Here is a 24,924-nt window from a genome sequence, read left to right on the forward strand (position 1 = left end):
AATCCATTGAAGTGAGGTTTTTAAGAATCATGGCAAATCTATTCGGAACAGACAAGGATGACGTAGCAAAAAAGCAACAAGAAATTGAGAAAACGGTACAAGAGAAAAATATTACCCAAATCCATCTCTACTTTTCAGATGTCCTCGGTGATTTGAAACTCTTGACGCTTTCGGCAAAATTGTTGCCAGAGGTTTTTGAAGGAAAAACAATGTTTGATGGCTCTTCAATCAACGGATTCTCTTCCATCAAAAACTCCGACTTATTCTTGAGACCGGATTTAGATCGTCCACGTTATGAGCAAGATGGTGATGAGAGTATTTTGGCGTTCTTCTGTGATGTTTGTACACCAGAGGGTGAGCGATATGAATACGACCCACGTAATGTGTTGAAGGATGCACTCGAGCGAGCTGCACGCGATGGCTACTCGGTTTTCGTCGGCGCAGAGCCAGAATTCTTCATCTTTGATGAAAATGGAGAGTTTTATGATGAGGCCGGTTACTTCTCGACTCGTTCAGAAGACAAAGGTTACGAAGTACGTCAGCATATTGCAAATCGCTTGAGCAATGTCGGATTCAACATCGAAGCGGTCCACCATGAGGTCGCTCCGGCACAACATGAAATCGGAATCAAATATGACGATGCGCTCCATACGGCAGATAACATTCAGTTTTTCAAAGAAATCGTCAAGATCGCGGCGAAAGAAAAAGGGGCATCTGTCTCGTTCTTACCGAAGCCGTTGCGTGACGTGAACGGTTCTGGGATGCATTTGAACATCTCGGTATGGAAGAACGACGAAGCAGGCAAAGCGACAAGCAACGCGTTTGACGAGGCTGACGCCGATTATGGCCTCTCTCAAACAGCTCGTCATTTCATCGAAGGGATCTTAAAGCATGCCCGTGCGACGGCCATCTTTACAAATCCGCTTCCTGAGTCATATGAGCGTCTCGTTCCTGGATTCGAGGCACCGGTCAACATTTGCTGGAGTCCATCGAACCGTAGTTCGATGATTCGAATCCCGGCTTCTCGTGGAAGCGCGACTCGAGTAGAGGTCCGAAACCCTGACCCGAGTGCAAACCCATACTTGGCACTTGCTGCCCTCATTTACGCTGGTTTAGAAGGAATCGAGCAGAAGCTCGAACCGTCTAAGCCGAACGAGGACGACTTGTTCGAGTATTCAGCGAAACAAATCGAAAGCCAAGGAATCGCATCTCTTCCTGCGACATTCCATGAATCGATTCAATCGCTGAAACAAGACAACTTCCATGATTACTTTAACCACAATATGATTGACCGCTACTTGTCACTCATTCAAGTACGCAAATAAAAAATGACGCCAGCCGATCGAATCGGCTGGCGTTTTTGATGATTAATGGATTCCGCGCATATATACTTTGATTTTTGGTGCGAGTGCGAACAGAATCAAACTTAAGATGATGGCGACCCCGCCGATGACTCCGAAATAGAGCATCTCATTCTCTGGTGAGTAGAACTTGACGAGCTGGGCATTGATCCCTTGCGCGGCAGCGTTCGATAAGAACCAGAGTGACATCGTTTGAGCAGAGAACGCAGCGGGTGCAAGTTTAGTCGTAGCCGACAAACCGACCGGCGACAAGCTCAACTCGCCCAACACGACGATAAAGTAACTCAAGACGAGCCAGAGTGGGTTGACGAGGGCATCCGGACCGCTGAAGTAAGCAGGGAGTAGGATGACCAAGAAACTGATCCCTGCAAACAAGATCCCGAAAGCGAATTTCGTCGGGATACTCGGCTCACGGTCACCAAGGCGAACCCACAACCAAGCGAATACCGGTGCGAGCAGAATGATGAAGAGCGGGTTCAACGACTGGAACCATGCTGGTGACAATGTGAATCCGAAGAATTCAAGGTCAGTCCGTGTATCGGCATAACTCGCAAGGATCGTTGCCCCTTGCTCTTGAATCGCCCAGAACATGACGGAGGCGATGAAGAGCGGGATATAGGCGATGATGCGCGAACGCTCGACCTCTGTCGTCTTCGGACTGCGGTACATAATGATAAAGTAAATCGTCGGAATCGCAACCCCGAACACTCCGACGAGCGAGATGAACGTGTTGATCGTGAACCATCCGAGCGGAATCAAGATCGCGAGCAAAATGGCGATCCCGATCGTGACGAGACTGACGATGCGAATCGTTTTCTTTTTCTCGTCTGGAGACAACGGGTTCGGTACATATGAACCAGCAAGGCCAAGGTTCGTTTTACGTGTCAACACGAAGACGACGAGTCCGACGAACATCCCGATTGCTGCAAGGGCGAAGCCCCAATGGAAGCCGTAGTCTTTTTGAACTTGTCCAACGATGAGCGGTGAGATGAACGCGCCCAAGTTGATCCCCATGTAGAAGATACTGAATCCAGCGTCGCGACGGCGATCCGTTTCGCTATACATATCTCCTACGATGCTTGATACGTTCGGTTTCAATAAACCTGTACCAATAACAATCAACGCCATGGAGATGAATAAGAAGACGACGCTACCTGGAATCGAGAGGACGATGTGCCCGAGCATGATGAACACACCACCGTAGAAGACCGCACGTGACGTCCCGAATACTCTGTCCGCAAGCCATCCCCCAATGACCCCTGACATATAAACGAGCGCACCATAGACGGACATGATGGACAGCGCGACATTACGGTCGAGTCCGAGTCCACCTTCAGAAACCTCATAGTACATATAGAATACGAGGATGGCCCGCATGCCATAGTACGAGAAACGTTCCCAAAACTCCGTGAAGAATAGGGTGAACAACCCTTTCGGTTGTCCGAAGAAGCCTTTTTGTGGAACACTGTCCACGATTGTCTGTTTATCGATCCTTTCCATGAAAGATCCCTCCTTAACCGTTTTATCATAAAAAGGATTATTATGATTGTAAAGTGAATTGAATGATAATTTCAAATTTTAATAAGAATGAAAAGAATGAAAAGACCACACTTTCTAAAAAACAGAGAGTGTGGTCAATGAGTGATTACGCGGATTTTTGCTTTGCTTCTGTCGCTTGAACGTGACGTCCGAGTTGCCAGTAAATAATACCTGACAGACAACTCGCTCCGCCGATCAAAATCAGTGCGATATGTCCGGCACGATGATCGAAGAAGACACTCGCGATAATCGGTGCCGTCACACCGCCGATCAGCCACTGGACACTCGCAGCACCATTGTAGGCACCGCGCATGTTCTCTGGCGCAATCAAGGCGATGAATGTCTGTTGGACAGGAGACATGATCATCTCACCAAACGTGTAAAACGCGTAGACGGCGAGTAAAATCCCGACGAGTGGGAGATAAGGAACGTCGAGAGCGTACAATGCTCTCGGGACGATTGCAATCAAGACCATCCCAATCCCGAATACGGTAGCTCCAGCAAACATGACTTTCCCAAAAGGCTTATTCCCAAGCTTCGATGCAATCGGGAACTGGAAAAGAACGACGAGAATCCCGTTAAGTGCCAACAGGTAAGGGAATGGGTTTTGTTGATCCGTATACGTCGGGAGCGACTCTTTCAAAAAGAGCGGCAACATACTTTCGACGACCGAGAACCCCATTGATATGAATATACCCGCAAAGATAAAGATCAGAAACACGCGGTCGTTATAGAATACGCGCAACACTTCACGGTTGCTCGGGGTCTCATCTTCCGTGAACTCCGGCAACGACTCGTGAATAAATGCCCCAAGCACGAGGGCATATAATCCAAAGATGAAAGCAGCCGCAAAGAAAATGAGCTCCCTGTCGATAAACAGTACCGCACTCCCGAGAAGCGGTCCGAATGCGGCTCCGATGTTATGCCCCATTCGTAAGAGGCCGAACGCCTCGTTCATATGCTCGGGTTCCGTGACATCAGCGACCATTGCACTGGCAGCGGGGTGGAACAATGAATTGGTCAAGCCGAGCATGGCATTGAGTAAGAGCAACGGCCAAAACGAGTCGGCGAACGCAAAACCGATGAGGGCGAGCGCGTCACCAACGATGGCGATCATCATGATTGGTTTGCGTCCGTATAGATCAGCAAGCCGTCCCCCAATCATCGAGCCGAGGAGCGCCATGATTGGTCCCGTCGCCATGATGATTCCGACTTGAAGATAGCTGTCTAACTGGTCACTATAATAAAGGACTAAGAATGGGGCAATCATGAACATCATGATTCCCGTGATCGTTTCTCCTAAGAAACGTATCCAAATGTTGCGGTCGAGTTGCTTGAGTGATTGAAACATACAGGTCACCTGCTTTATTTAATTTTAGACACAAAAGGGACGTCATATGCATGAAGGCATACGACGTCCCACGTTGTTTATGCATGCCTAGTTAGGCAGGCGTCTTAGATATGAATCAATCGAAGAGGTGCCTGCCAATCAGTATGAACTTGAATGAATGGTTTCGAAGATACTACTGACATGGGAACCTCTCCTTTCTGTTAATTGTTGTTCTTCTCTTCAACTGTATGACACATTTCATCAATGTGTCAACAAATTATTGGGAGGATTTAGAGTAATTCATTTAAATTTTTTCGATTCAAACGATAATCAATCAGTCTAGACAAGACGACTTGAATCATCGCCGTGATCGGAACGCTCACAAACATGCCGACGAGACCGAATAGACTTCCTCCGATGATAATCGATGTGATGACCCAAAACGGAGTGATTCCGACGCTGTCACCCAAAATCTTCGGCCCGAGCCATAACCCGTCAAATTGCTGCAACAAGAAGATGAACAAGAGCACCAATACGGCGGTGAACGGATCATAGAAGTAAGTGATGATAAACGCTGGGATCATCCCCAGTAGCGGACCGACGTATGGGATAAAATTGAGCACCCCGACGATGACACCAAGAAGTAACGCGTATGGCGCCCCGATGATTAAGAGTCCGATGACAGCGAGAACACCGATGATCAGACAATCGAGTGATTTACCGATGATGTATCGTTTAAAAATGTAGTCCATCTCCTGAAAGATATCGATTGTCGTCTTCGCAGTGCCCACTGGTAAGAGCGCGTAGAGAAGGCGTTTGAACATGCGAGCGAAGACTTCTTTGTCTTTTAACAGATAGATGGAGATGACAATCCCAATCAAGAAGTTGATCAATGTCATCGTGAAACTAGAGACATAACTGACAGAAGAGAGGACGGCCGTCTCGACCCATCCGGAATAACGATCCTCGAAGCGTGCAAAATCAATCGCCTGGGCGATCGTCGCATTATAGTCTTTCAAGTAATTGTTTACATCACCTAAGAACGCATCGATTTGACGGATGTAGACGGGTAACTCCTCGATGAGTGATGAAAGACTCGAGTAGATCCGCGGGAACAACGTGACGACCGAGATCGCTAAAATCCCGATAAACGTGATATAGACGATGAGCAGACCTTGATATCGCTTCAAATGGAACCGTTCTTCAATATAAGAGAGTACGGTGTTAAGTAATAAAGCGATGGCAATCCCCATGATGATTGGGGTCAGTAACTGAAACGTGTACTGCAAAACACGTGAGATGGTATCCGGTTCACTGATGACCCGCCATAAGACGAGTAAAATCAGACCGATCACACTGAGTTTCCAAATAAGTTGACGATTAAGCTCCAATGCTCTATCCCCTCATACAAATATAATTTTTCTACTCTTTTACTATGAATGTTTTTTGAAAAGGATTCAATAGATGTTCACTTTGAAAAAAATGTTTGACACCGTTGGAAATGTCTGGTTAACTTAGGGACATACAAAAATTACATAGCGAATAACACTTTCTATCAAGAGAAGCGGAGGGACTGGCCCGATGAAGCTTCAGCAACAGATTGCAAAATACTGTGCTAATTCCAGCAAGGTGACCTTGAGAGATGGGAAGGTGGTTGACTACATACGTCTGTATTGAGCACCCCTTTCCTCAGAAAGGGGTGTTTTTTCGTATCAGGAGGAAGAATCATGGCAGACAGACGTTCACAGTTATTAAAATCTTTACCGACGCAACACTTCGTCGGATTGGCAGAAGAGGTCGCAGCGGTAGAGGCAAGCGGAAAGAGCGTCATCCGACTCGGGCAAGGGACACCCGATTTACCGACACCCGCTCCAATCTGTGAGGCGCTCGAACGTGCCATCACGGACCCGACCACACACCAATACGGTCCATTTCGAGGACAGACCCGATTGAAAGAAGCGGTCGCATCATTTTACTCTCGTGAATATGGTGTCGAACTCGACCCGGAACGAGAAGTCGCCATCTTGATTGGTAGTAAATCAGGTTTGATCACACTCCCACAATGTCTTCTCGAACCAGGTGACGGGATTTTACTCCCGAACCCGGGTTATCCGGATTACATCTCTGGAGCGAGGCTCGCAGGTGCGGAAATCATCGATTTGACGTTAAAAGAGGAACACGGCTTTCTTCCGGACTATTCAACACTCGACCCGGCACACGCAAAGCTCATGTATTTGAACTACCCGAGCAATCCGACTGGGGCTGTCGCGACGCCGGCATTCTTTGAAGAGACCGTCGCGTTTGCAAAGAAGCATGATGTGATGGTCGTCCACGATTTCGCTTATGGAAGCATTGGGTTCGACGGTTATGTTCCCCCGAGCTTTCTTCAGGCAGATGGTGCGAAAGAAATTGGAATTGAAGTATACACGATGTCGAAGGCGTTCAATATGTCGGGGTGGCGTGTCGCGTTCGCGGTCGGAAATGCCGATATTATTGAAGCCATCAACACGTATCAAGATCACGTCCACGTGTCTGTCTTCTCAGCCATTCAAGAGGCAGCGATTGTGGCGTTAGAATCCCCGCGCGACTTACGTGATGACCTAGCCTCACTTTACGAAACAAGACGAAACCGATTGATTAATGGGTTACGCCGGGCGGGGTGGGAGATTGAGGCACCGAAGGGTTCGTTCTTTGTATGGGCGAAAGTACCTGAGGGGGATGCAAAATCGTTCTCGACAAAGTTACTCCACGAGGCGGGAGTCGCCGTCACACCAGGCTACTTCTTCGGAACAGAGGGAGAGCACCACATCCGTTTCGGTCTCGTATCGTCTGAACAGAAGATTGATGAAGCGGTAGAACGGATTGAGAGACTGTTTGCAGCCTATGAGGAGGTACATTTGTGATTCGTCAGGCCGTGCTCGAATATGACCATTCGCATGATGCGCTCGAGAACCTTCATACGTTGATTGGAAACCGGAAGGCACTCGTTTTGAAAGGATCGAACGGATACGGTGAAGCGGTTCGCGTGTTCCCTCGTCTAGCAAATCTTCCGAGTGTACAGTTCAACGGGGAATGTACAGACGAAGAAATAAATCGTTTGAATGCCTATCGACCCGACGTATGGATTGCCGTCGGCGGAGGTAAATTGATCGATACGGCGAAGCGGATTGCATTCACCCAGTCGGTCCCGCTCATTGTCGTCCCGACACTCGTATCAAACTGTGCAGCCTTCACACCACTCAGCGTCATCTACAGTGAGGAAGGGTCTTACATTCGCTATGACACGTTTCCGGTCGTCATCGAACGCGTCATCGCAGATGAACGACTGTTACGTGATTCGCCTTATGACTATTTCAAGGCTGGCGTCATCGACACGGTCGCAAAGTGGTTCGAGGCTCGTTATATTAGCGGGACGACTTCAAAGGATGCAGGGATTCAGTCAGGGTTATCACTTGCTGCGCAGTGCGGTAAATTGATGGACCTGTCAATCCGCGAACAGGACTTCCGTCGCTACGGTAAGGACATTCGGTATATCGTCGACCATGTTCTCGCAATCGGTGGTGCGGTTGGTGGGTTTGGGGATGCCGGCACTCGTGTTGCTGTCGCTCACGCCGTTCATAATGCACTTAGTCGTTTTGGATCGACCCACCATTGGCTACACGGAGACAAGGTTGGCTTCGGATTGATTGTTCAAGAACGGTTGATTCGATCCGATGACACCCTCCTGCTCGAGGACTGGCTTCAATCCATCGATGCGCCAACTTCACTTACCCAACTTGGGATTCATCCTGATCAAGTCGATGAATTGGTCACTTCGATCGTCGAAGAAATCACGATTCAAGGGATTCGGAATCTTCAAGATTCAGAGCAGTTAAAAGAAATTCTCATCAATCTTCAAGAAGTAGTTTACAAATAATGCTTTTATCAGTAATATAATAACAAAATAATAAAACCGTTTGCTTATCAAGAGTGGTGGAGGGACTGGCCCGATGAAACCCGGCAACCAGATCAGTATGATCATGGTGCTAATTCCAACAGACGAGACGTCTGGGAGATGAGCGTGTCCGACTTTCACTTGTCGTGCCCGCCGCTCTTCGTGAGTAGCGGGCTTTTCATTTGGAGGAGGAACTATTCATGAACATCAAACAAAAAACACTTTTGGCAGGCACGTCATTCCTTGCAGCAATCGCACTTTCTGCGTGTGGACAATCCGAGGCGAGCGAGACGCTCAGCACGGAAGAACTGACGATCGGCGTGACTGGTGGCCCACACGAGCAAATTGCGGAGAAAGTACAAGAACTCGCGAAAGAGGACGGTCTTGAGATCGATATCAAAGTATTCAATGATTACAACACACCGAACACGGCACTCGACGAGGGAAGCCTTGATGTAAACAGTTACCAGACGTTATCGTTCCTCGAACTTCAAAAGTCAGACAAAGGGTATAAAATTGACGACGTATTCAAAACGGTCGCATTCCCGATGGGTCTTTATTCTGAGAAGTTGACAGATATCAAGGATTTAAAAGAAGGAGATAAAGTTGCCGTCCCGAACGATCCGGCAAACGAACTTCGTGCCTTGCGACTATATGAAACAGCAGGTCTGATCACACTAAAAGAAGGTCTGACGGATAAAGCGACGAAACGAGATATCGCGGAAAACCCGCTCAATCTCGAATTCATCGAACTCGAAGCGTCACAGCTCCCGACACAACTTCCGGAAGTGGCCCTTGCAGCCATCAATACGAACTTCGCGATGGGTGCAGGTCTCTCTATCAACGAGGATGCCCTGTTCCATGAGGACACGGTCGACAACCCGTATCCGAACTATGTGGTTGTCCGTTCGGCCAACAAAGAAGATGAGGTCGTTGAGACGTTGAAGTCTTACTACCATTCGGATGAAGTACGTGCCTTCATCGAAGAGGAATTCAATGGATCTGTCGTACCAGCGTTCTGAGGAGGGATTCGATGATTGAACTGAAACAAATCACCAAGCAATTTCACGTCAATGGAGATACGATCACCGCGCTCGACGACGTCTCCCTTACAATCGAAAAAGGGGAGATCTTCGGCATCATCGGCCGAAGCGGTGCCGGAAAGAGTACCCTTATCCGGATGATCAATCTATTAGAACGCCCGACGACAGGTGTCGTTGAGATTGAGGGACAAGACATCACGCTGCTAAAGAAAAAAGGTCTGTCGAATTTACGTCAGCGAATCGGCATGATCTTTCAACATTACAACCTATTAAAGACCGCGACCGTCGAAGAGAATGTCGCCATCCCGCTCCGCCTCGAAGGGCTCGGGAAGCAAGTCATCCGTGAACGGGTCGACCGCTATCTCAACATCGTCGGTTTATCTGAACATCGGAACCATTATCCGGAACAATTATCAGGCGGTCAAAAACAGCGTGTCGCCATTGCGCGAGCGCTCGCCCATGAACCGGACATCCTCCTCAGCGACGAGTCGACGAGTGCGCTCGACCCTGAGACGACCGAGTCGATCTTAGAGTTGTTGCTCGAGATCAACCGAGAACTCGGATTGACCATCTTCTTGATCACGCATGAGATGGAAGTGATTGAACGAATCTGTGACCGAGTCGCCGTCATCGATCATGGGAAAATTATTGAACAAGGCAACGTGTTGGATGTCTTCTCAAACCCGAGACACGAAACGACGCAGCGGTTCTTGAAGACGAATCTCGATGTTCCGGAAGAAGTGGTGTCGGAATTACAGACGCGAGGCACGCTCGTTCATTTATCATTCATCGGTAGTCAAACGGAGCAAGCGGTGCTCGCGCAGTTGACGAAACGATTCGGGATCTTACCGAACATCATCGGAGGCGGGATCAAGAAATTGAAAGCGGGTCTTGTCGGAAATCTGCTCGTTCACCTTGACGGGGATCACGATCAAACAGAACTTGCTGTCCGTTATTTGAAGACGAGCGGCGTACACGTAAGGGAGGTGTCGAACCATGCAACAGTTCTGGACAGACTGGGGTGACCTGATTTGGACGGGGACGATTCAAACGTTGACGATGACGAGTATCGCGCTCCTCATCTCGACCTTGATTGGACTTCCGCTCGGGACGTTGCTTGTACTGACGAGACCGAACGGGCGTCTCGCGAACCGGTTCGTGTACGGTGGATTATCGAGCGTCATCAACGTCATCCGTTCGATTCCGTTCATCATTCTCTTGTTTTTCATCTTGCCGTTCACACGTTTCATCATGGGTACAACGATTGGTGTCCAAGGTGTGCTTCTACCACTCATCGTCTTCACCGCCCCATACATCGCACGGCTCATGGAGTCTGCTCTTCTTGAAGTCGACCGCGGGGTCATCGAGGCGTATGAGGCGATGGGCATCTCAACGAGAAAGATTATCTGGTACGTCCTCATCCGTGAGGCACGTTCTTCCATCGTTCTCGGATTGACGATTGCGACAATCGGGTTGATTGGTGCGACAGCCATGGCAGGTCTCGTTGGAGCCGGTGGGCTTGGAGATATCGCGTATCAATACGGACACCTTCGTTTCGAACCGGAAGTCATGTATGTGACGATTTTTGTCCTTATCCTCCTTGTTCAATCGATTCAGTCATTCGGAATCCGATTGGCAGCTAGATTAAAACGAGCCTAAAAAAGAATCGTGTCGCCAAGGCGACACGATTTATGCGTTGTGGAGCAAACGTTTTAGTTCAGCGATGCGGTCATGCCGAGGAATGAACGTCCGAATCTCTTTCTCACTGAAACCGACCTGGATGCGATGATGGTCGAAGACAATCGGACTCTTCAGGATTTGAGGGTTTGATGCGACAAAACTGTACAGTTCGCGGATCGACATCTCGTCGAGTTTCTCAGCCGCTTGCTTATAGACGCTCTTCTGTACCGACAGCAAGTCGGTCGTCCCATTCTCGGTCAGACTTAGCATTTCTTTAAATTCACCAAAGGATAAGCCTTGGTCTGTCAATTTCTTTTCGATGAAGGGAATCTTTTGTTCCCGCAACCAATCAATCGTTTTTCTGGAAGAACTGCAGCTCGTATGCGTGAATACCGTGACCGTCACGACAACCACTTCTCCTTTACATCAGTTTGGTTCTAACTATTATCTCTTTTTATACGTTACGTTTCGTGATTATGTTTCAAATCACATACAGTTTCTTTTTGATTGAAGAAGACTTCGTTCGGGTACAGATTTCAAGAGTGACCACATAAGGAGGAATGAAGATGTTTGATTATACTGTACAGTCTGACCGTACCGTTGAGGACGTCATCGACCGTCTTGGAGAAGCGCTAAAAGATGAGGCATTCGGTGTATTATGGGACTTTGATTTGAGCGACACGTTAGAGAAAAAAGGGCAGGCCATTGAAGGGAAGTATCGCATTTTAGAAGTGTGCAACCCGAAGGCAGCAAAAGAAGTGCTGTCACACCATCTAGAGGGAGGCTACTTCCTCCCGTGTAAAATTGCCGTTTTCGAAAAGGACAATCACACACAAATCGGCATGCCGAAACCGACAACGTTGATTCGCCTCATAGATGACGAATCCTTACAAGCCGTCGCAGCGGACGTCGAATCTAGATTGCAACGTGCGATCGACCAAAGTAAATAATCGATGTACTATCCGTTCATGAAACATGAGCGGATTTTTTTGTATAAGATAGTTAGATAATGGTAAAATTGGATAGAAGCATGAGTGGAGGGATTGGATGTTCAAACGTGGTATGGCGATGTTGCTTGGCGCTTTCATGTTAAGCGCATGTGGAGCATCTGACATAGAAGTCATTCAACTAGATTACATAGAAAATCAATGGAATCTCGAGAGTTATACGAAAGAAGGAGAAATTTTTAAAATCCATGAGGTGCGAGAAGTGCTCGAGGCGTGTGAGGGCGAACGGGTGACAGAGTTGAAAGGGGAGATTACCACGTATCAAACGGTGATTGCAGGGAGAGCTGGAGTTTCATCCGTTGATCCGTACTCGATGAAGATAGTTACCTATTTAGAAGGTGACGAGCGATATGTCGTCTGTCGCGAAGATTATACGAATCAATTGATGGCGGAGGCGATTGATGAGTTCCCGGACTTCGTGAATACTTCTGAAGGAATCAGCGTCCCCCGATTACCTAACCTTCATCAAACATCATCATCCTCAAAGGACAAGCTAATGAAAACAGACGAACTGAACATCGATGAAATCGACATCATTCCGTTCCGAGATACGTTACTTGAAATTGAACCGGCACTATTCGGAGAAATTGAACTAGAACTGGATGGTAAAGCGACGAGACACCCTCTTGCCCAGTTTGGACCGACTGGAATCGAGATGCCGCATCGACAAATCGCCATTGGACTCGATCGAAAAACATCTCAGCCTTACATTCTTTTCGCACTTAATGAACGCTTTGTTTTTCAACCATTACAGTTTGAAGAACTAGAAGACCCTGCGTCAAGAGAACAAAAGGCCTTTGATAAGTTAAGCGTCGACACCATCGTCGAAACTGGAGAGCTAAAAGAAGGAGAAGCGATTCCCATATATACGTTCCATTACATGCGGGATGGTGAACCCGTGACTGAAACGATGACGGTTCGCTTTGTTGAAGGTACGTTGCTGAAAGAAGGCGAAGAACCCGATTCGATGTATGAAGAGTGGATGCCGGCCCAAGAAGATGGTCCAAGAGTCGTCTCACACCGGAAACCGTTTGATGGAAATGAGCTCGCTTATCCTGATTTTATTGAAATCTCGACGGAAGAATCTGAACAATTCATGGAAGTATTGAAGGAGGCAGAACCGGTCAGCCGCAAAGGTGAGCCTGCAGACTATCGATACTTGACGTTGATGGATGGATGGAAAGGGCAAGAATTTGAAATCAGCTATAAACAGCGGTCAAAAAAAATCGACATCTATCTGACAGATCCGCTTCGCGAGCAGACATTTAAATTATCTAGTAAAGGGGCGGAAGTGTTCTTGGATATTTTCCCGGAGTACGAAAAATCATGATGAAACGACTATTATTCACGTTATGTACAGTTGGAATTTTATCGGGTTGTGGTGGTGAAGAGGTAAAGGTCGTCAAACTGGACCATATGCCCTCACAATGGGATGTACGAGACATGAACTCGAACAGCTTTACTACTGGTCCTGAGACGTGGGCGAGCGATTTACTCCTTGCATGCACCGATGACCCGGTTCCCCAAATCAATGAGGACGTCACGGTCTATCATTCGTATGTTTTGAACCGAAAAGCCATGATTTCCGACTACGATGCACATGCCTATAAGCTAGTGACGTATGTAAAAGGCGAACAGAATTATGTCATTTGTCAGGACGGCTTTTCTCCAAAGATGAGAGTCGGACTTGTTGAGAAGTTCCCTTCGTTTGTACAGGCTTCTGAAGGTGTCACCATCCCAAGTAACCCGACAATTGCAAATGGAACTCCGGAACAAGAAGAGAGTTTGAAGGAAAGCGATTATTCCGATGTTTTCGAGGATCCCGTCCATCTCATTGACGAAACGATGATTCAAGTGACCCCTTCCTTGAATGGAAGTATCCATTTAACCATCGGAGAGGACGAAGGGATCTTTCCGCTCTCAATCATTGAACCTTATCACGCGCAAATGGGAAGCATGACAATCGCACTCGGCTACGACGAACAATCCAAAGAGGCTTACTTTTTCGCTAAGTCGGAAGGTGGGTTACTTTCTTATGACCCGATTGTCCTTATAACAAAAGATGATTATTCGCAACCAGAGCAGCAACCAAAGCAATTTGAAGGGCTCAAAGTCGAGCGGGTACTGCAAGCAGAATCGCTCGAACCAGGTGTCGAGACACCGATTTACACATTCTCTTACATGGAGAACGGGAAACGTGTGACGGAAGACGCCCGTCTCATCTATACAGATCGCGAATTTGCAACGAATGAATCAATTGAAGCAGACATAGAATCGAATCCCGCCGTACCAAGTGGTCCGTTCGTGTTCGTCCACAAGACTCCTTTAGACGAAAAGGCAACGATTGATTACCCGAACGTGCTAAAGGCTGCAGGGATTGACATGTCTGAGTTGATGAAAGCAATCGATGAGGCAGAACCGGTCAAGCGAGAAGGGGAGATAGAGGAGTATTCGCTGCTTACGATTATCGACGGGTGGGTCGGTCAGGAGTTTCAATTAAGCTTTCAGAAACGCTCGAAAAAGCTGGATGTGTACTTAACCGATCCAAAGCGAAATCAGACGTTCAAATTGTCGAGCACAGGAGCAGAGACATTCTTCAGCTATTTTCCCGATTTGAAAGAGTAAAGGCGCCAATTGGCGTCTTTTCATTTGGTAAATACTTCAAACTTAAGATATTGACCTTCTGTATAAAAAGGATGCAATGGATTGCTTCACAATACGTTACACTGAGGTTCACGATTTAGTACGAATATCCTACGAAGAAGAAAGGTTGCTATCTTTAATGAGTACATTGAACCAGAAAATGATCCATTCAGATGACGTATTCCGGTCCATCGAGACGAACATGGCGCTGATTCGATTTGATCGCCAACGCCGGGTCGTCGATGTGAACGATACGTTCGCAAAAGCGATGAAATATAGACGCGAAGAGATGGTTGGCATGCAACACCATTTGTTCTGCCCTTCTTCCTTTGTCAATAGTCCAGAGTATTCGGCATTTTGGGAGAAACTTTGGAGCGGATTCAGTTTCTCGGATAAAGTGGAGCGTGAGAATGCAAAAGGAGAGACGATTTGGCTCGAGGCGACGTATATGCCAATCTTTGAAGGGGATGACGTAATCGGTGTCGTCAAAATCGCATCGGATATCACGAAGCGGCAACAGGTGATTGAGGATTATGCGTATCGCTTCAAATCGATGACCGATGTGCTCGATGAACGGGCGAAGACGGGTATGCAAGATACGAAAGTATTGAATGAGACGATTGAACGGCTTGCTAAAGATGCAGCGGACAACCTCGATGCCCTTCAGAACTTGCGTCGTCAAGCAGATGATATCGCGAAAATCGCACTGTCCATCAAAGAGATTGCCGCACAAACGAATCTATTGTCCCTGAATGCCGCCATCGAAGCCGCTCGCGCCGGTGAACATGGACTTGGATTTAATGTCGTGGCGACGGAAGTGCGGAATCTCTCCCGTATGGTGGAACGTGCGGTCGTCGACGTCAATTCAAATACGGAAGGGATGAACTTTGAACTACGAAAAATTGTAGAAGGTGTCACCGCATCCAATCAAGAAATTCAGTTGAGTGCAAAGACGATGGAACAGACCATGGATCGATTCCATGCGTTCGAGCAGGCCGCAGCCGAATTACATGATACGGCTGACACGTTCACTTCTAACCTGTGAACCGATTGACCCTTTGATGGGTCAGTCGGTTTTTTTGAGCTGTAATGTATGACCGTTCTGCTTCAACCAAGCTTTCGCTTGATCTGTTTCTGGATATACGGTACGTAATGTGTTCCAAAATGAGGCAGAGTGGTCGAAGTGGACGAGATGTACCCATTCGTGAGCGATGACGTAGTCCATCATTTCTTTTGGTGCGAGCATGAGGCGGACATTGATGGAGATGGTCCCATTTGAACTACATGCCCCCCAACGTGTCTTTTGGTGACCGATCCGAATCTTTTTCGCTTTCACGCCTAAGATTCTTTCGTAAGTCGGTGCCCGCTCGGTCACATATTCAAGTGCACGTTCGCGTAGCCATGCCTCATAATGTTTAGACAGAGTGTTTTCGTCCCATGTCCTCGGGACGAAAAATGAGGAACCGTCATGTCTGAGTGTCGTGCCATCATCTTTTTTGGTCGGATAGCTTTTTCCATGAAAGACGAGCCCCTCATCAAGAACAGACGTCTGTTTCGGAAGGTTGTGCCATGTATGACGAATCCATGAGTCGTGCTCTTCTAAAATGCGATCGACGACTCGTTTTGACAAACGTGCTGGGATACGTAGCTCGATGCCATTTGGTGTGACATAAAATGCGGCTTTTTTTCTTCGTTTATGTCTGACGATGTTGACGTTCATACATTACCTCCTCTCTATATCTCGATTGAGTATAACGAAGTCGGCAAGAAACTGCCATGCTTTTTTGGCACGCAGTCGAATCAACTTTGATACAGTAAGAGGAGGAGGGATGAACATGAAATCAATTTTACAACAACAACTTGAACGTACTGGTACGAACTCAGTGAAGTGGGATGGGTTGGAGCGTTGGTTCCATCTGTCAGAAGAGGTGTTGCCGCTCTGGGTGGCCGACATCGATATCCGTACAGCACCGTCTATTTCGGAGGCACTCACCAACAAGGCCGCTCAAGGAGAATTCGGCTATACCTTGTTCGCACCTGAAGCGCAGGAAGCGGTTCAGTCTTGGTATGGACGACGTCACGATTTAGATGTTGACCCGAAACATGTCTTGTTCTCAAGTGGGGTCGTTCCCGCATTGACACATATCGTCGAGGCGCTGACGGAAGTCGGGGATGGTGTTGTCATTCAGTCACCCGTCTACCCACCTTTCCATGAACTCGTCATCGGTTCGAAGCGACAGGTATTCGATGCGCCATTGAATGAGAACGATGGACGCTATGAGATGGACTTTGTCGCCTTGGAGGAAGCGATGAAACAAGCGAAGCTCTTCTTGCTCTGTTCTCCGCATAATCCGGTCGGACGTGTTTGGACGAGAGCAGAACTGGAAAAGGTCGTCGAGCTTGCAAATCAATATGATGTCATCGTTGTCGCAGATGAGATCCATGCGGATTTGACGTTCCCTTCTCACAAACATACCGCAATCGGCTCACTCGATTCCCGCGTCATCACGGTAAGTGCGCCCTCAAAAGCGTTTAACATCGCGGGATTATTTGCGTCCTACATCATCTGTCCGGTCGATGAATGGCGGAAACAGATCACGAAAGTACAGAACAAACATCACGTCCTCCCGACTCCGTTTGCGAACACAGCCATCATCGCGGCCTATACAGACAAACGTGCGGAGCAATGGCTCGATCAGTTACGTGAAGAACTCGAGCAACAAATGAGCGAGGTCATCGACTCGATTGAAACCCATCTACCGATGCTCCGCACGGCGCGTCCTGAGGCGAGCTATTTATTGTGGATTGACTTTTCGGAGCTCCCGATGTCTGTCGAGGAGAGAAAGTCTTGGCTACATCAAGACGTACGAATCTTCTTGTCACCGGGTAGTCCGTTCGGTCCTCAAGGTGAAGCGTTTGAACGGATGAATATCGGGACGCGTCGCGAATTGCTAGACGAGGCAATCCATCGTCTCAGCACGCAAATGGAACGAAAAGCGTTTGTGTAAAACGAGAATCGGGAAAAATTCACAATGAGATGATGAGAGAAAGTGAGTGGATGGGATGGAGACGATCAATTGGAAGAAAAAAATGGAGGAACAGTTAAGGCGCAGTGGATTCACCTTGCAAGTCGAAAACATGTCCAATATTCGCTTGACTGAGATTCATGCGAGCTCTTCTCCGTTGATCTCTTATCCGCTCCGTGTCCGATTGTATGAGCGGATGGGCTGGCTCATGTGTGCGGTCGATTCGCCGACTCTTGATCGAAACGAGGACCATCCCTTATTCGAGCGGATGGTGACTGCCGTGTTCGAAAGGATCATACGTCATTTGTACAACGGATACGGGTTCCATGTACTGACGTTCATCGGTGATACGGGAAACTACATCACCCCGAAAGATTCTGAGACGGGAGAGGTCGTCCGACTCGTCGCCCATTTGTGGAATGACCGCTCCTATATCCATCTCGACACATTCGAGGAGTATCCTGCCTTGTATGTGACCCCACCTTGGGCCCACCAGGCGTATGCCATCGAGAGTACAGATGAGGAATGGGTCATTTACGCGGGTAGGGGCGGTAGACCATCGACCGATTATCGGGCGGATGGCGTCGAGTTAAAGCCTCATCGTCTGGCAGACGGAGAACTCTTCTTCCCAGTCGACCGTATCTCAAAAAACAAAGGCACACTCGCCCTTGCCGAATGGCTCCGACTCGAGCGGAGAGAAGTCGAGGACTTCATGATGTCGTTCATGCAGACGATTCGAAAGTTCGACCCTTCCTTCGGGTTCGCATGGGGTGGAACAGAGACATTCTTTCACGGAGTGCCGGTCGAACCTTATGCGCAAGTACTCAGACTCGAGAGCGGGAAGCGTCGCTATCGCGTTATGAACAATACGGCCAAGCGATTGTTTGCGGTATCGGATGACCCTAACGAATGTCTCAAGGAAGTGAGTCAGACGTTAGGGACGATCACGTTACCGGAACGACGGGTTTCAGCCCTCGGTCAACTTGTCATGGGGATTTGGCAACAGTTTGAGACCGATGAAGAGACGTACATCCAAGAAGTCGCGTATCGTGACATCTCGAAATTTCAGATGGAAGAGAAAATCGGTCATGCCCTGGCAAATCAACAACGTATTCGTTGGATTGACAAGAATCATCCACACCAGAATGTGATTGAATATGCTCATCTCCGTATCACGTTCCCGAAACGACCACCGGGCCTTGTCACTGTCGAACCAGCCGAATCTGGACATGAAAGAGGTGCTTTATGAGAATTGTGGACGCACGTGCCATGCCGATCGACCATGAGGATTTGATTGCTGTCACATCATCATCGGTCTACTATCGGGAAAAGAAAGATGAGACGATTTTCTCCCTCTATCGTTTTGATGAAGAGGACGGGATGATTACCCAGTTGAACCGTCGTCCCTATGAAGACTACGGGTATTCGAAACTCTTCGTGGATGGGGACGTCGTGTACTTCTTAAACGAGATCCCAGACGGCGAGGGAATTATCAAGACAGAGTTGATCGCGTTCTCTTATAAAGCAGGGAAAGAAGAAATTGTAACGACATTTGAGAAGAGAGGGAATAGTACGCTATTCTGGGTACTCGATCATCGTTACTTCCTCTTTTTGACGGCGTTTGAATCGTCAGATGAAGCATGGTTGTATGATCGGGTGACCGGTCAGCGTGAGCGCATTCGGGACGAGCGTCTAGTCGGGAAGACGGAACGATTCCGTGAACTGTATTTGTTCACGACGACATTCGCGGGTATCGCTTATATCGTCTGTAACGCCAGACTCGATGAATTTGACTACTATGATGCACTCGACAATGGACGAGTCTCTCCGGACGACCCGATTGACCATTCTGAGGCGCTACTCATCTGTCCGCTCGAGGAGGCGATCGAGGCAATCTGGGATCAGCGGGATGAATTGCCATTCGATGATGTTCTCCGATTGCAAGGGGAAGGCGATACGGTACAATACCTTGGAGAGAACGAAGGTACCCTTCGATTTTCAGCGTTCGTCGACTCTTTGAACGAAGAAGTCATCTATGATTTGACGGCACCTGACGTGTTACACGAAGTATCGGTTGTCGACTGGGGTGCATATGAACCGCTCGACTTCACGTATGACGATGTCAGTTCGACAATCTTTATTAAGGTAGATGAGAGTGACATGCATACGGAAGTCATTGATATCGCGACTGGGGCACGTTATATCGATGTGGAACCGTTCGAACGCGTGATCGGTCGTCGTTATCTCGTGCATGAGTATACGGAGGGTCTTACGAGCGGCGTCGTCATTTTCGATTTAGAGACAGAGGAACGCATTGCATATGAAAATGCCTATTATATGGTCATCGATGATGCCATATTAATCCTGTCCATGTCGAGCACATAAATATAAACACCACCCATTTATTAGGTGGTGTTTATATTTGGATATATAGTTGACATAACATATTATTGTAAACCTGATATCGCGTGTTTTTTACGCTCGTCACCAATATGGGCATACACTTGTGTCGTGGCCACCGATTCATGACCAAGCAGTTGTTGAATCGTCAATACATCGATTCCGCTCATCGCCAGTCGTGTAGCAAACGTGTGGCGAAGCTTATGGGGTGTCACTTGTTTATATGACAAGAAAGGGAGATATGGTTTCAATCGATCGATATGGCCTTTTAACACGTGTTGAACCGTACGAACGGCGATTCGTTTCCCTTTTTCATTCTGAAATAACGCACCTTCACGTGACAATTGACGGTATTCGATGAGCAGGGGCTGAAGAGGACCTGCTATCGGGATGAGGCGTTCCTTGTTCCCTTTACCGATGACACGGATGGTCTCAGTCTCGAAGTTAATATCGGTCCAATTGAGTCCGACGAGTTCCGACACGCGCATACCCGTCAGTCCGAGAAGTTGGATGATCAAGAAGTCACGTTCACGATTTGCCTCATACCAGCTCGCCTCACGGTTCGTCATCCCGACATTGCTGCGGACAAGCGTCGAGAAGTCGAGCCACTCTGACTCTGTCAAATAGATCGGGTTCCGTTTGCCTCGCTTCGGGCGCTCCACGGCCTGGAATGGATTGATCGTGGCCTGATTTGTCTCAATCAAATAATTAAAGAGTGATTGTAACGTGGAGAGTTTTCGATTGATGACACTCGGGGCGTTCTCGAGCTCAAGGGCGAGATAAGTCGCATATGCTTCTGCACCCGCGTGATCGATTTCCGTAAATGCCGCCAAATCAATTGTCTCGGGTTCTAACTCAGTCCCGCTCACGTGTTCGACCCAACGGAAGAAATCCAATACATCATAGACATAGCGTTGAGCGGTCTGTTTGGAGTAGTGCTTAGCCGCTAAGTGGTGGAAGAACTGTTGGATGAACACAGGTAATCGGTGCAATCCGTTCAGCTCAAATCGCTTCAAGTTCGTTGTTGTCGGCCGTTGTCCGAGTTGACGGAAGATACTCATTGAACCCCTCCTTTTCTTACGTATCTAACTTGATTCTTTCCATTTTGTTTTCCTTCACGCAGATAATCATCTGCCTCTTTCACGATCTCCTCTAGCGTATCGAACTGTTTACGTACGGCAAGTCCGAATGTCATCGTGATATGGAGTTGTTCACCTTCGTATTCCAAACGTGTGGATGCGATTTGATGTCGCAACTGTTCCGTTATGGCGTAAACGTCACCAGACGAATTTGTATAGAAGAGCAAAAACTCTTCACCACCCCAGCGTACGGCAAGCCCGTCAACTGAAGACAGGATGGATGCGACTTGTTGAATGACACGGTCTCCACAATCGTGGCCATATGTCTCATTGAACGACTTGAATCCGTCGATGTCACATAGCGCAATGGCATAAGAGATGCCGTCGAGACTAGCCTGCTCGATTGATTCCGAGACGCGTTCGTGCCCGATTTTTCGATTCAGTAGCCCTGTCAATCCGTCTGTCGAAGCGAGAACTTGCAATTGCTCGTTCGATCGCTCGAGTTCATCCGTCACCTCGACGACGGCCGATTCAAAGATGAAAGAAAGACCGGCGATCATCATGACCGTCGAAAGGATACAAAAGAGCCCGAGTGCCTGTTCAATATGTTGCGGTAAAGTCACCATTCCGTCTGACACATTGACGAAGAGGATGCTATAAATCACCATTGCGAGAGTAGTCGTAAAGATTCGTTGCCCTTTTGTCACGCTCGGCATGAAAAAGACGCCATAGGCCATCATGAGTATGAAGTAATGCATGTTGACATCCCAACCGAGAATGATGGTCGAGATGATTGCGTTATACACGACTTCGATGAACAGCCCGGTAAAGAAAATGCCGTACCATCGTTTATGTACAAAATAAAATGAAATCGTGTAATATAGGACGCTCACTCCATTAGAGATGAACAAGGAGGTTACATCCAATCGCCAGAATAACAGACAAAACAAGATATGAACGAACCAGGCGATGAGGTTGCCATAAAACATGATGCGTTCATTATACAGCGTTCCGCGACGGGCATCATAAATTGTTCCCATCTCACACCTCCTCTCATTCAGTATAGCGAAAGAACGCTTCTTTTTATATAAAAGTCATCAAAATCATCCATGAAAAGACCTTATAACACGTCCTTATCATTGCGTGAAATAGATATTTCACGCAATGTTTATGAGTTACATGATTGTTTCTGAATCGAGTGGTTAATCGACTGATAAGTTTTATCGCAAAACAAAAGGTAGACAATAATTTGTTATGTAAACCATATTGATTTGTCTTGAAATTGTAATGTTGAACCATTATACCTTATGATGAAAATAGGACTTGAAACGGCAAGTCAGGTAACGTTACACTGTAAACGTAAACCAAAGGGGGATTTTGGATGGATGATCAGCGTTTGAAGCAACTTTTGTCTGAAGCGAAGACCATCGCGGTCGTCGGCGTGTCCGACAACCCGAACAAGACGGCCAACCAGATTGCGGAGTACTTACTACGTGTCGGGTATACCGTCATCCCTGTCAACCCGATGCTCGAGGAGTGGAACGGCCGTAAGGCATATCCGTCCGTCGAGAGCATCCCGGGTAGAATCGATATCGTCGACGTGTTCCGTCGCAGCGAGTTTTTAGCAGGTGTCGCGGAAGATGCGGTACGACATGGGGATGTCGGGCTCGTCTTCAACCAGCTCGGTCTCTCAAGTCCAGAGGCGGAGCAAATCGCACGCGATGCCGGGCTCGATTACATCGAGAACCGCTGCCTGTACGTGGAGCATGCTCGTCTACTCGGATAAGACCTACCTCCTTGGTAGGTCTCCTTTTTTTCAGCAACGGCTGACAAGGGAGGCTTGCCAGAATCGATGAACAGCTATACAATAGGAAAGAAAAACGAACGTGTGTTCGAAATTGAGGTGACTGCTATGTCAACAGATCTATTTAATTACAATGAAGACGCCATCCAGGTGCTCGAAGGACTCACGGCCGTACGAAAACGACCGGGGATGTACATCGGGTCAACCGACCATCGCGGGCTTCACCATCTCGTCTATGAGATCGTCGACAATGCGATCGATGAGGCGCTCGCCGGGTTCGGTGGTCAAATCGATGTGACGATTCATAAGGACGATGCGATCACGGTCCGTGACCACGGACGTGGGATGCCGACAGGGATGCACGCCTCTGGAAAACCGACACCTGAAGTCATTTTTACCGTTCTCCATGCTGGTGGAAAGTTCGGGCAAGGCGGTTATAAGACGTCGGGCGGTCTCCACGGTGTTGGTGCCTCAGTCGTCAACGCACTCTCGAGCAAGGTCGTCGTGACAATTTATCGCGACGGGAAAGTTTTCGAGCAGACATTTGCGGACGGCGGCGTGCCGCAGACGACGCTCCTAGAGACGGGCAAGACGCGCCAGACCGGGACGAGCGTCTATTTTAAACCGGATGCAACCATCTTCTCGACGACAACGTATAACTATGACACGCTCGCCGAACGCCTTCGTGAATCGGCTTTCCTATTAAAAGGATTGACGATCACGCTGACGGACGAGCGTACCGATAAACAAGAGACGTTCCATTACGAGGATGGGATCGCTGAATTCGTTCAATATTTAAATGACGATAAGGCGACGCTTCACCCGATCGTCTACTTCGAAGGGACAGAGAACGAGATTGAGATCGAGCTCGCATTCCAGTTCACAGACGCCTATTCTGAGAACGTCCTTTCTTTCGTCAACAACGTCCGTACGCGTGACGGTGGGACGCATGAGGTCGGCGCCAAGACTGCGATGACCCGGATCATGAATGAATATGCGCGTAAGAACGGATTGCTCAAAGAGAAGGACAAAAATCTAGACGGTGGCGATGTCCGTGAGGGACTCACGCTCATCGTCTCGGTCCGAATCCCTGAAGAATTCCTCCAGTTCGAGGGCCAAACGAAGTCGAAACTCGGCTCTCCAGAGGCGCGCGCGAGTGCGGATAGCGTCATGGCGAAGCAACTGACGATCTTCCTAGAAGAGAACCCACAGATGGCCACGATGCTCATCAAAAAGGCGATTCGCGCGGCTCAGGCGCGTGAGGCGGCACGAAAAGCACGTGAAGAGGCACGGAACGGTAAGAAGAAGAAACGTTCGAGCATCTTGAACGGGAAATTGACGCCGGCGACATCGAAGAATGCCGCGAAGAACGAACTATTCCTCGTCGAGGGTGACTCGGCCGGTGGTTCCGCCAAACAAGGGCGTGACCGGACGTTCCAAGCCATCCTTCCGTTACGCGGGAAAGTCATCAACTCCGAGAAGTCAAAACTCCAGGACATCATGAAGAATGAAGAAATCAATACAATCATTCATGCAATCGGTGCCGGAGTCGGTCATGATTTCGATTTGGATGACTGTAACTTCGACAAGATCATCATCATGACGGATGCCGATACAGATGGTGCGCATATCCAAGTGCTCCTTCTCACGTTCTTCTTCCGTTATATGCGACCGCTCGTTGAGGCGGGCCGTGTGTTCGTCGCCTTGCCACCGCTCTATCGCATCTCAAAAGGGAAAGGCAAGTCCGAGCAGTTCGACTACGCATGGGACGAAGAGGCGCTCGAGAAGTTGGTCAAAGTGTATAAGAAAGGCTATATCCTCCAGCGCTATAAAGGTCTCGGTGAGATGAACGCGGACCAGTTATGGGAGACGACGATGAATCCGGATACCCGTACGCTCATCCGTGTCACGGTGGACGACGCGGCCGTCGCGGACAAGCGCGTCTCAGTCTTGATGGGCGATAACGTCACGCATCGCCGTGAGTGGATCGAGGAGAACGTTGCCTTCGGACTCCAGGAAGATGATTCGATCATCGCCAATGAACATGTGACTAAAGCGATTGAGGAAGTGATGTAACG

22 protein-coding genes and 2 riboswitches are annotated in these 24,924 nt (G+C 48.3%); of the genes, 15 read left to right on the top strand and 7 right to left on the bottom strand.

Features of this window, described 5'->3' with window-relative positions; all coding sequences use genetic code 11:
- The first annotated feature begins 29 nt into the window (after positions 1 to 29).
- Positions 30 to 1,325 carry a glutamine synthetase family protein gene (locus tag KNP62_RS02910; protein WP_214692487.1) on the top strand — a complete coding sequence of 432 codons (1,296 nt, stop codon included), beginning with the start codon at positions 30 to 32 and terminating at the stop codon, positions 1,323 to 1,325.
- A 42-nt stretch (positions 1,326 to 1,367) separates the two neighbouring features.
- Here KNP62_RS02910 and KNP62_RS02915 read toward each other — a convergent pair whose 3' ends face one another.
- The 3 genes from KNP62_RS02915 to KNP62_RS02925 all read right to left on the bottom strand — a co-directional run bounded on the left by KNP62_RS02915 (position 1,368) and on the right by KNP62_RS02925 (position 5,621).
- Positions 1,368 to 2,861 (bottom strand): peptide MFS transporter, encoded by a 1,494-nt coding sequence (locus KNP62_RS02915; protein ID WP_214782892.1) that lies wholly within the window; start codon positions 2,859 to 2,861, stop codon positions 1,368 to 1,370.
- A gap of 145 nt (positions 2,862 to 3,006) precedes the next feature.
- The gene (locus KNP62_RS02920) at positions 3,007 to 4,251 is read right to left on the bottom strand and encodes an MDR family MFS transporter (RefSeq protein WP_214782895.1); all 1,245 of its coding nucleotides are present in this window, start codon (positions 4,249 to 4,251) and stop codon (positions 3,007 to 3,009) included.
- A gap of 269 nt (positions 4,252 to 4,520) precedes the next feature.
- A complete protein-coding gene (locus tag KNP62_RS02925; protein WP_214749008.1) occupies positions 4,521 to 5,621 on the bottom strand; it encodes an AI-2E family transporter in 1,101 nt (366 codons plus the stop codon).
- 158 nt (positions 5,622 to 5,779) lie between these two features.
- A riboswitch (SAM riboswitch) is annotated at positions 5,780 to 5,879 on the top strand.
- 78 nt (positions 5,880 to 5,957) lie between these two features.
- Between KNP62_RS02925 and KNP62_RS02930 the strand changes: the two genes are divergently transcribed.
- The 5 genes from KNP62_RS02930 to KNP62_RS02950 all read left to right on the top strand — a co-directional run bounded on the left by KNP62_RS02930 (position 5,958) and on the right by KNP62_RS02950 (position 10,866).
- Positions 5,958 to 7,133 (top strand): aminotransferase class I/II-fold pyridoxal phosphate-dependent enzyme, encoded by a 1,176-nt coding sequence (locus KNP62_RS02930; RefSeq protein ID WP_214782898.1) that lies wholly within the window; start codon positions 5,958 to 5,960, stop codon positions 7,131 to 7,133.
- Entirely contained in the window at positions 7,130 to 8,146 is a 1,017-nt protein-coding gene (locus KNP62_RS02935; RefSeq protein WP_214782901.1) for an iron-containing alcohol dehydrogenase, read from the top strand. Before KNP62_RS02930 ends, KNP62_RS02935 begins: the two co-directional genes overlap by 4 nt.
- 41 nt (positions 8,147 to 8,187) lie before the next feature.
- Positions 8,188 to 8,291, top strand: a riboswitch (SAM riboswitch).
- A 73-nt stretch (positions 8,292 to 8,364) separates the two neighbouring features.
- Positions 8,365 to 9,186, top strand: coding sequence for a MetQ/NlpA family ABC transporter substrate-binding protein (locus tag KNP62_RS02940; RefSeq protein WP_214782904.1), 822 nt, complete (start codon positions 8,365 to 8,367; stop codon positions 9,184 to 9,186).
- A gap of 11 nt (positions 9,187 to 9,197) precedes the next feature.
- Positions 9,198 to 10,232 carry a methionine ABC transporter ATP-binding protein gene (locus KNP62_RS02945; RefSeq protein ID WP_214782906.1) on the top strand — a complete coding sequence of 345 codons (1,035 nt, stop codon included), beginning with the start codon at positions 9,198 to 9,200 and terminating at the stop codon, positions 10,230 to 10,232.
- Entirely contained in the window at positions 10,204 to 10,866 is a 663-nt protein-coding gene (locus KNP62_RS02950; RefSeq protein ID WP_214782909.1) for a methionine ABC transporter permease, read from the top strand. Before KNP62_RS02945 ends, KNP62_RS02950 begins: the two co-directional genes overlap by 29 nt.
- A 30-nt stretch (positions 10,867 to 10,896) precedes the next feature.
- Here KNP62_RS02950 and KNP62_RS02955 read toward each other — a convergent pair whose 3' ends face one another.
- Positions 10,897 to 11,292 carry a Spx/MgsR family RNA polymerase-binding regulatory protein gene (locus tag KNP62_RS02955; RefSeq protein WP_012726343.1) on the bottom strand — a complete coding sequence of 132 codons (396 nt, stop codon included), beginning with the start codon at positions 11,290 to 11,292 and terminating at the stop codon, positions 10,897 to 10,899.
- A 161-nt stretch (positions 11,293 to 11,453) separates the two neighbouring features.
- Between KNP62_RS02955 and KNP62_RS02960 the strand changes: the two genes are divergently transcribed.
- From KNP62_RS02960 to KNP62_RS15635, 4 genes are all read left to right on the top strand, one after another.
- Complete coding sequence (locus KNP62_RS02960; protein ID WP_214782912.1) at positions 11,454 to 11,837, top strand: DUF302 domain-containing protein; 384 nt, start codon at positions 11,454 to 11,456, stop codon at positions 11,835 to 11,837.
- A gap of 97 nt (positions 11,838 to 11,934) precedes the next feature.
- Entirely contained in the window at positions 11,935 to 13,224 is a 1,290-nt protein-coding gene (locus KNP62_RS02965; protein WP_214782915.1) for a hypothetical protein, read from the top strand.
- Positions 13,221 to 14,519 (top strand): hypothetical protein, encoded by a 1,299-nt coding sequence (locus KNP62_RS02970; protein WP_214782917.1) that lies wholly within the window; start codon positions 13,221 to 13,223, stop codon positions 14,517 to 14,519. The genes KNP62_RS02965 and KNP62_RS02970 overlap by 4 nt, the downstream gene beginning before the upstream one ends.
- 157 nt (positions 14,520 to 14,676) lie before the next feature.
- On the top strand, positions 14,677 to 15,582 hold the full coding sequence (locus KNP62_RS15635; protein ID WP_214782920.1) for a methyl-accepting chemotaxis protein: 906 nt from the start codon (positions 14,677 to 14,679) through the stop codon (positions 15,580 to 15,582).
- Positions 15,583 to 15,603: 21 nt separating this feature from the next.
- Here KNP62_RS15635 and KNP62_RS02980 read toward each other — a convergent pair whose 3' ends face one another.
- Entirely contained in the window at positions 15,604 to 16,257 is a 654-nt protein-coding gene (locus tag KNP62_RS02980) for a M48 family metallopeptidase (RefSeq protein ID WP_214782923.1), read from the bottom strand.
- A 115-nt stretch (positions 16,258 to 16,372) separates the two neighbouring features.
- On the opposite strand from KNP62_RS02980, the gene KNP62_RS02985 reads away from it, so the two are divergent.
- From KNP62_RS02985 to KNP62_RS02995, 3 genes are read left to right on the top strand one after another with little or no spacing between them, the layout of a single operon-like run.
- A complete protein-coding gene (locus tag KNP62_RS02985; protein ID WP_214782926.1) occupies positions 16,373 to 17,545 on the top strand; it encodes a MalY/PatB family protein in 1,173 nt (390 codons plus the stop codon).
- Between the two features lie 55 nt (positions 17,546 to 17,600).
- The gene (locus tag KNP62_RS02990) at positions 17,601 to 18,812 is read left to right on the top strand and encodes a hypothetical protein (protein WP_214782929.1); all 1,212 of its coding nucleotides are present in this window, start codon (positions 17,601 to 17,603) and stop codon (positions 18,810 to 18,812) included.
- Positions 18,809 to 19,948, top strand: a complete 1,140-nt coding sequence (locus KNP62_RS02995) for a hypothetical protein (protein ID WP_214782932.1) — start codon at positions 18,809 to 18,811, stop codon at positions 19,946 to 19,948. Before KNP62_RS02990 ends, KNP62_RS02995 begins: the two co-directional genes overlap by 4 nt.
- Before the next feature lie 62 nt (positions 19,949 to 20,010).
- On the opposite strand, the gene KNP62_RS03000 is transcribed toward KNP62_RS02995, so the two are convergent.
- Positions 20,011 to 21,024, bottom strand: a complete 1,014-nt coding sequence (locus KNP62_RS03000) for a tyrosine-type recombinase/integrase (RefSeq protein ID WP_074034446.1) — start codon at positions 21,022 to 21,024, stop codon at positions 20,011 to 20,013.
- The gene (locus KNP62_RS03005; protein WP_214782934.1) at positions 21,021 to 22,082 is read right to left on the bottom strand and encodes a GGDEF domain-containing protein; all 1,062 of its coding nucleotides are present in this window, start codon (positions 22,080 to 22,082) and stop codon (positions 21,021 to 21,023) included. Before KNP62_RS03005 ends, KNP62_RS03000 begins: the two co-directional genes overlap by 4 nt.
- A gap of 341 nt (positions 22,083 to 22,423) precedes the next feature.
- On the opposite strand from KNP62_RS03005, the gene KNP62_RS03010 reads away from it, so the two are divergent.
- Positions 22,424 to 22,828, top strand: coding sequence for a CoA-binding protein (locus KNP62_RS03010; RefSeq protein WP_074034448.1), 405 nt, complete (start codon positions 22,424 to 22,426; stop codon positions 22,826 to 22,828).
- A gap of 126 nt (positions 22,829 to 22,954) precedes the next feature.
- Positions 22,955 to 24,922, top strand: coding sequence for a DNA topoisomerase IV subunit B (gene parE / locus KNP62_RS03015; protein ID WP_214782936.1), 1,968 nt, complete (start codon positions 22,955 to 22,957; stop codon positions 24,920 to 24,922).
- Positions 24,923 to 24,924 lie beyond the last annotated feature (2 nt).

Origin of the sequence: Exiguobacterium sp. s183 (genome assembly GCF_018617655.1) — a bacterium.
Taxonomy (GTDB): Bacteria; Bacillota; Bacilli; order Exiguobacteriales; family Exiguobacteriaceae; genus Exiguobacterium; species Exiguobacterium aestuarii_A.

Excerpts from the sequence above, each read along its gene's own strand:
- KNP62_RS02985 (WP_214782926.1), top strand. The coding sequence starts at position 16,373 with ATGAAATCAATTTTACAACAACAACTTGAACGTACTGGTACGAACTCA.
- KNP62_RS02920 (WP_214782895.1), bottom strand. The coding sequence starts at position 4,251 with ATGTTTCAATCACTCAAGCAACTCGACCGCAACATTTGGATACGTTTC.
- KNP62_RS02915 (WP_214782892.1), bottom strand. The coding sequence starts at position 2,861 with ATGGAAAGGATCGATAAACAGACAATCGTGGACAGTGTTCCACAAAAA.
- KNP62_RS02990 (WP_214782929.1), top strand. The coding sequence starts at position 17,601 with ATGGAGACGATCAATTGGAAGAAAAAAATGGAGGAACAGTTAAGGCGC.
- KNP62_RS02980 (WP_214782923.1), bottom strand. The coding sequence starts at position 16,257 with ATGAACGTCAACATCGTCAGACATAAACGAAGAAAAAAAGCCGCATTT.
- KNP62_RS02960 (WP_214782912.1), top strand. The coding sequence starts at position 11,454 with ATGTTTGATTATACTGTACAGTCTGACCGTACCGTTGAGGACGTCATC.
- KNP62_RS03000 (WP_074034446.1), bottom strand. The coding sequence starts at position 21,024 with ATGAGTATCTTCCGTCAACTCGGACAACGGCCGACAACAACGAACTTG.
- KNP62_RS02950 (WP_214782909.1), top strand. The coding sequence starts at position 10,204 with ATGCAACAGTTCTGGACAGACTGGGGTGACCTGATTTGGACGGGGACG.
- KNP62_RS02995 (WP_214782932.1), top strand. The coding sequence starts at position 18,809 with ATGAGAATTGTGGACGCACGTGCCATGCCGATCGACCATGAGGATTTG.
- parE (WP_214782936.1), top strand. The coding sequence starts at position 22,955 with ATGTCAACAGATCTATTTAATTACAATGAAGACGCCATCCAGGTGCTC.
- KNP62_RS02940 (WP_214782904.1), top strand. The coding sequence starts at position 8,365 with ATGAACATCAAACAAAAAACACTTTTGGCAGGCACGTCATTCCTTGCA.
- KNP62_RS02910 (WP_214692487.1), top strand. The coding sequence starts at position 30 with ATGGCAAATCTATTCGGAACAGACAAGGATGACGTAGCAAAAAAGCAA.
- KNP62_RS03005 (WP_214782934.1), bottom strand. The coding sequence starts at position 22,082 with ATGGGAACAATTTATGATGCCCGTCGCGGAACGCTGTATAATGAACGC.
- KNP62_RS02965 (WP_214782915.1), top strand. The coding sequence starts at position 11,935 with ATGTTCAAACGTGGTATGGCGATGTTGCTTGGCGCTTTCATGTTAAGC.
- KNP62_RS02930 (WP_214782898.1), top strand. The coding sequence starts at position 5,958 with ATGGCAGACAGACGTTCACAGTTATTAAAATCTTTACCGACGCAACAC.
- KNP62_RS02945 (WP_214782906.1), top strand. The coding sequence starts at position 9,198 with ATGATTGAACTGAAACAAATCACCAAGCAATTTCACGTCAATGGAGAT.
- KNP62_RS02970 (WP_214782917.1), top strand. The coding sequence starts at position 13,221 with ATGATGAAACGACTATTATTCACGTTATGTACAGTTGGAATTTTATCG.
- KNP62_RS15635 (WP_214782920.1), top strand. The coding sequence starts at position 14,677 with ATGAGTACATTGAACCAGAAAATGATCCATTCAGATGACGTATTCCGG.
- KNP62_RS03010 (WP_074034448.1), top strand. The coding sequence starts at position 22,424 with ATGGATGATCAGCGTTTGAAGCAACTTTTGTCTGAAGCGAAGACCATC.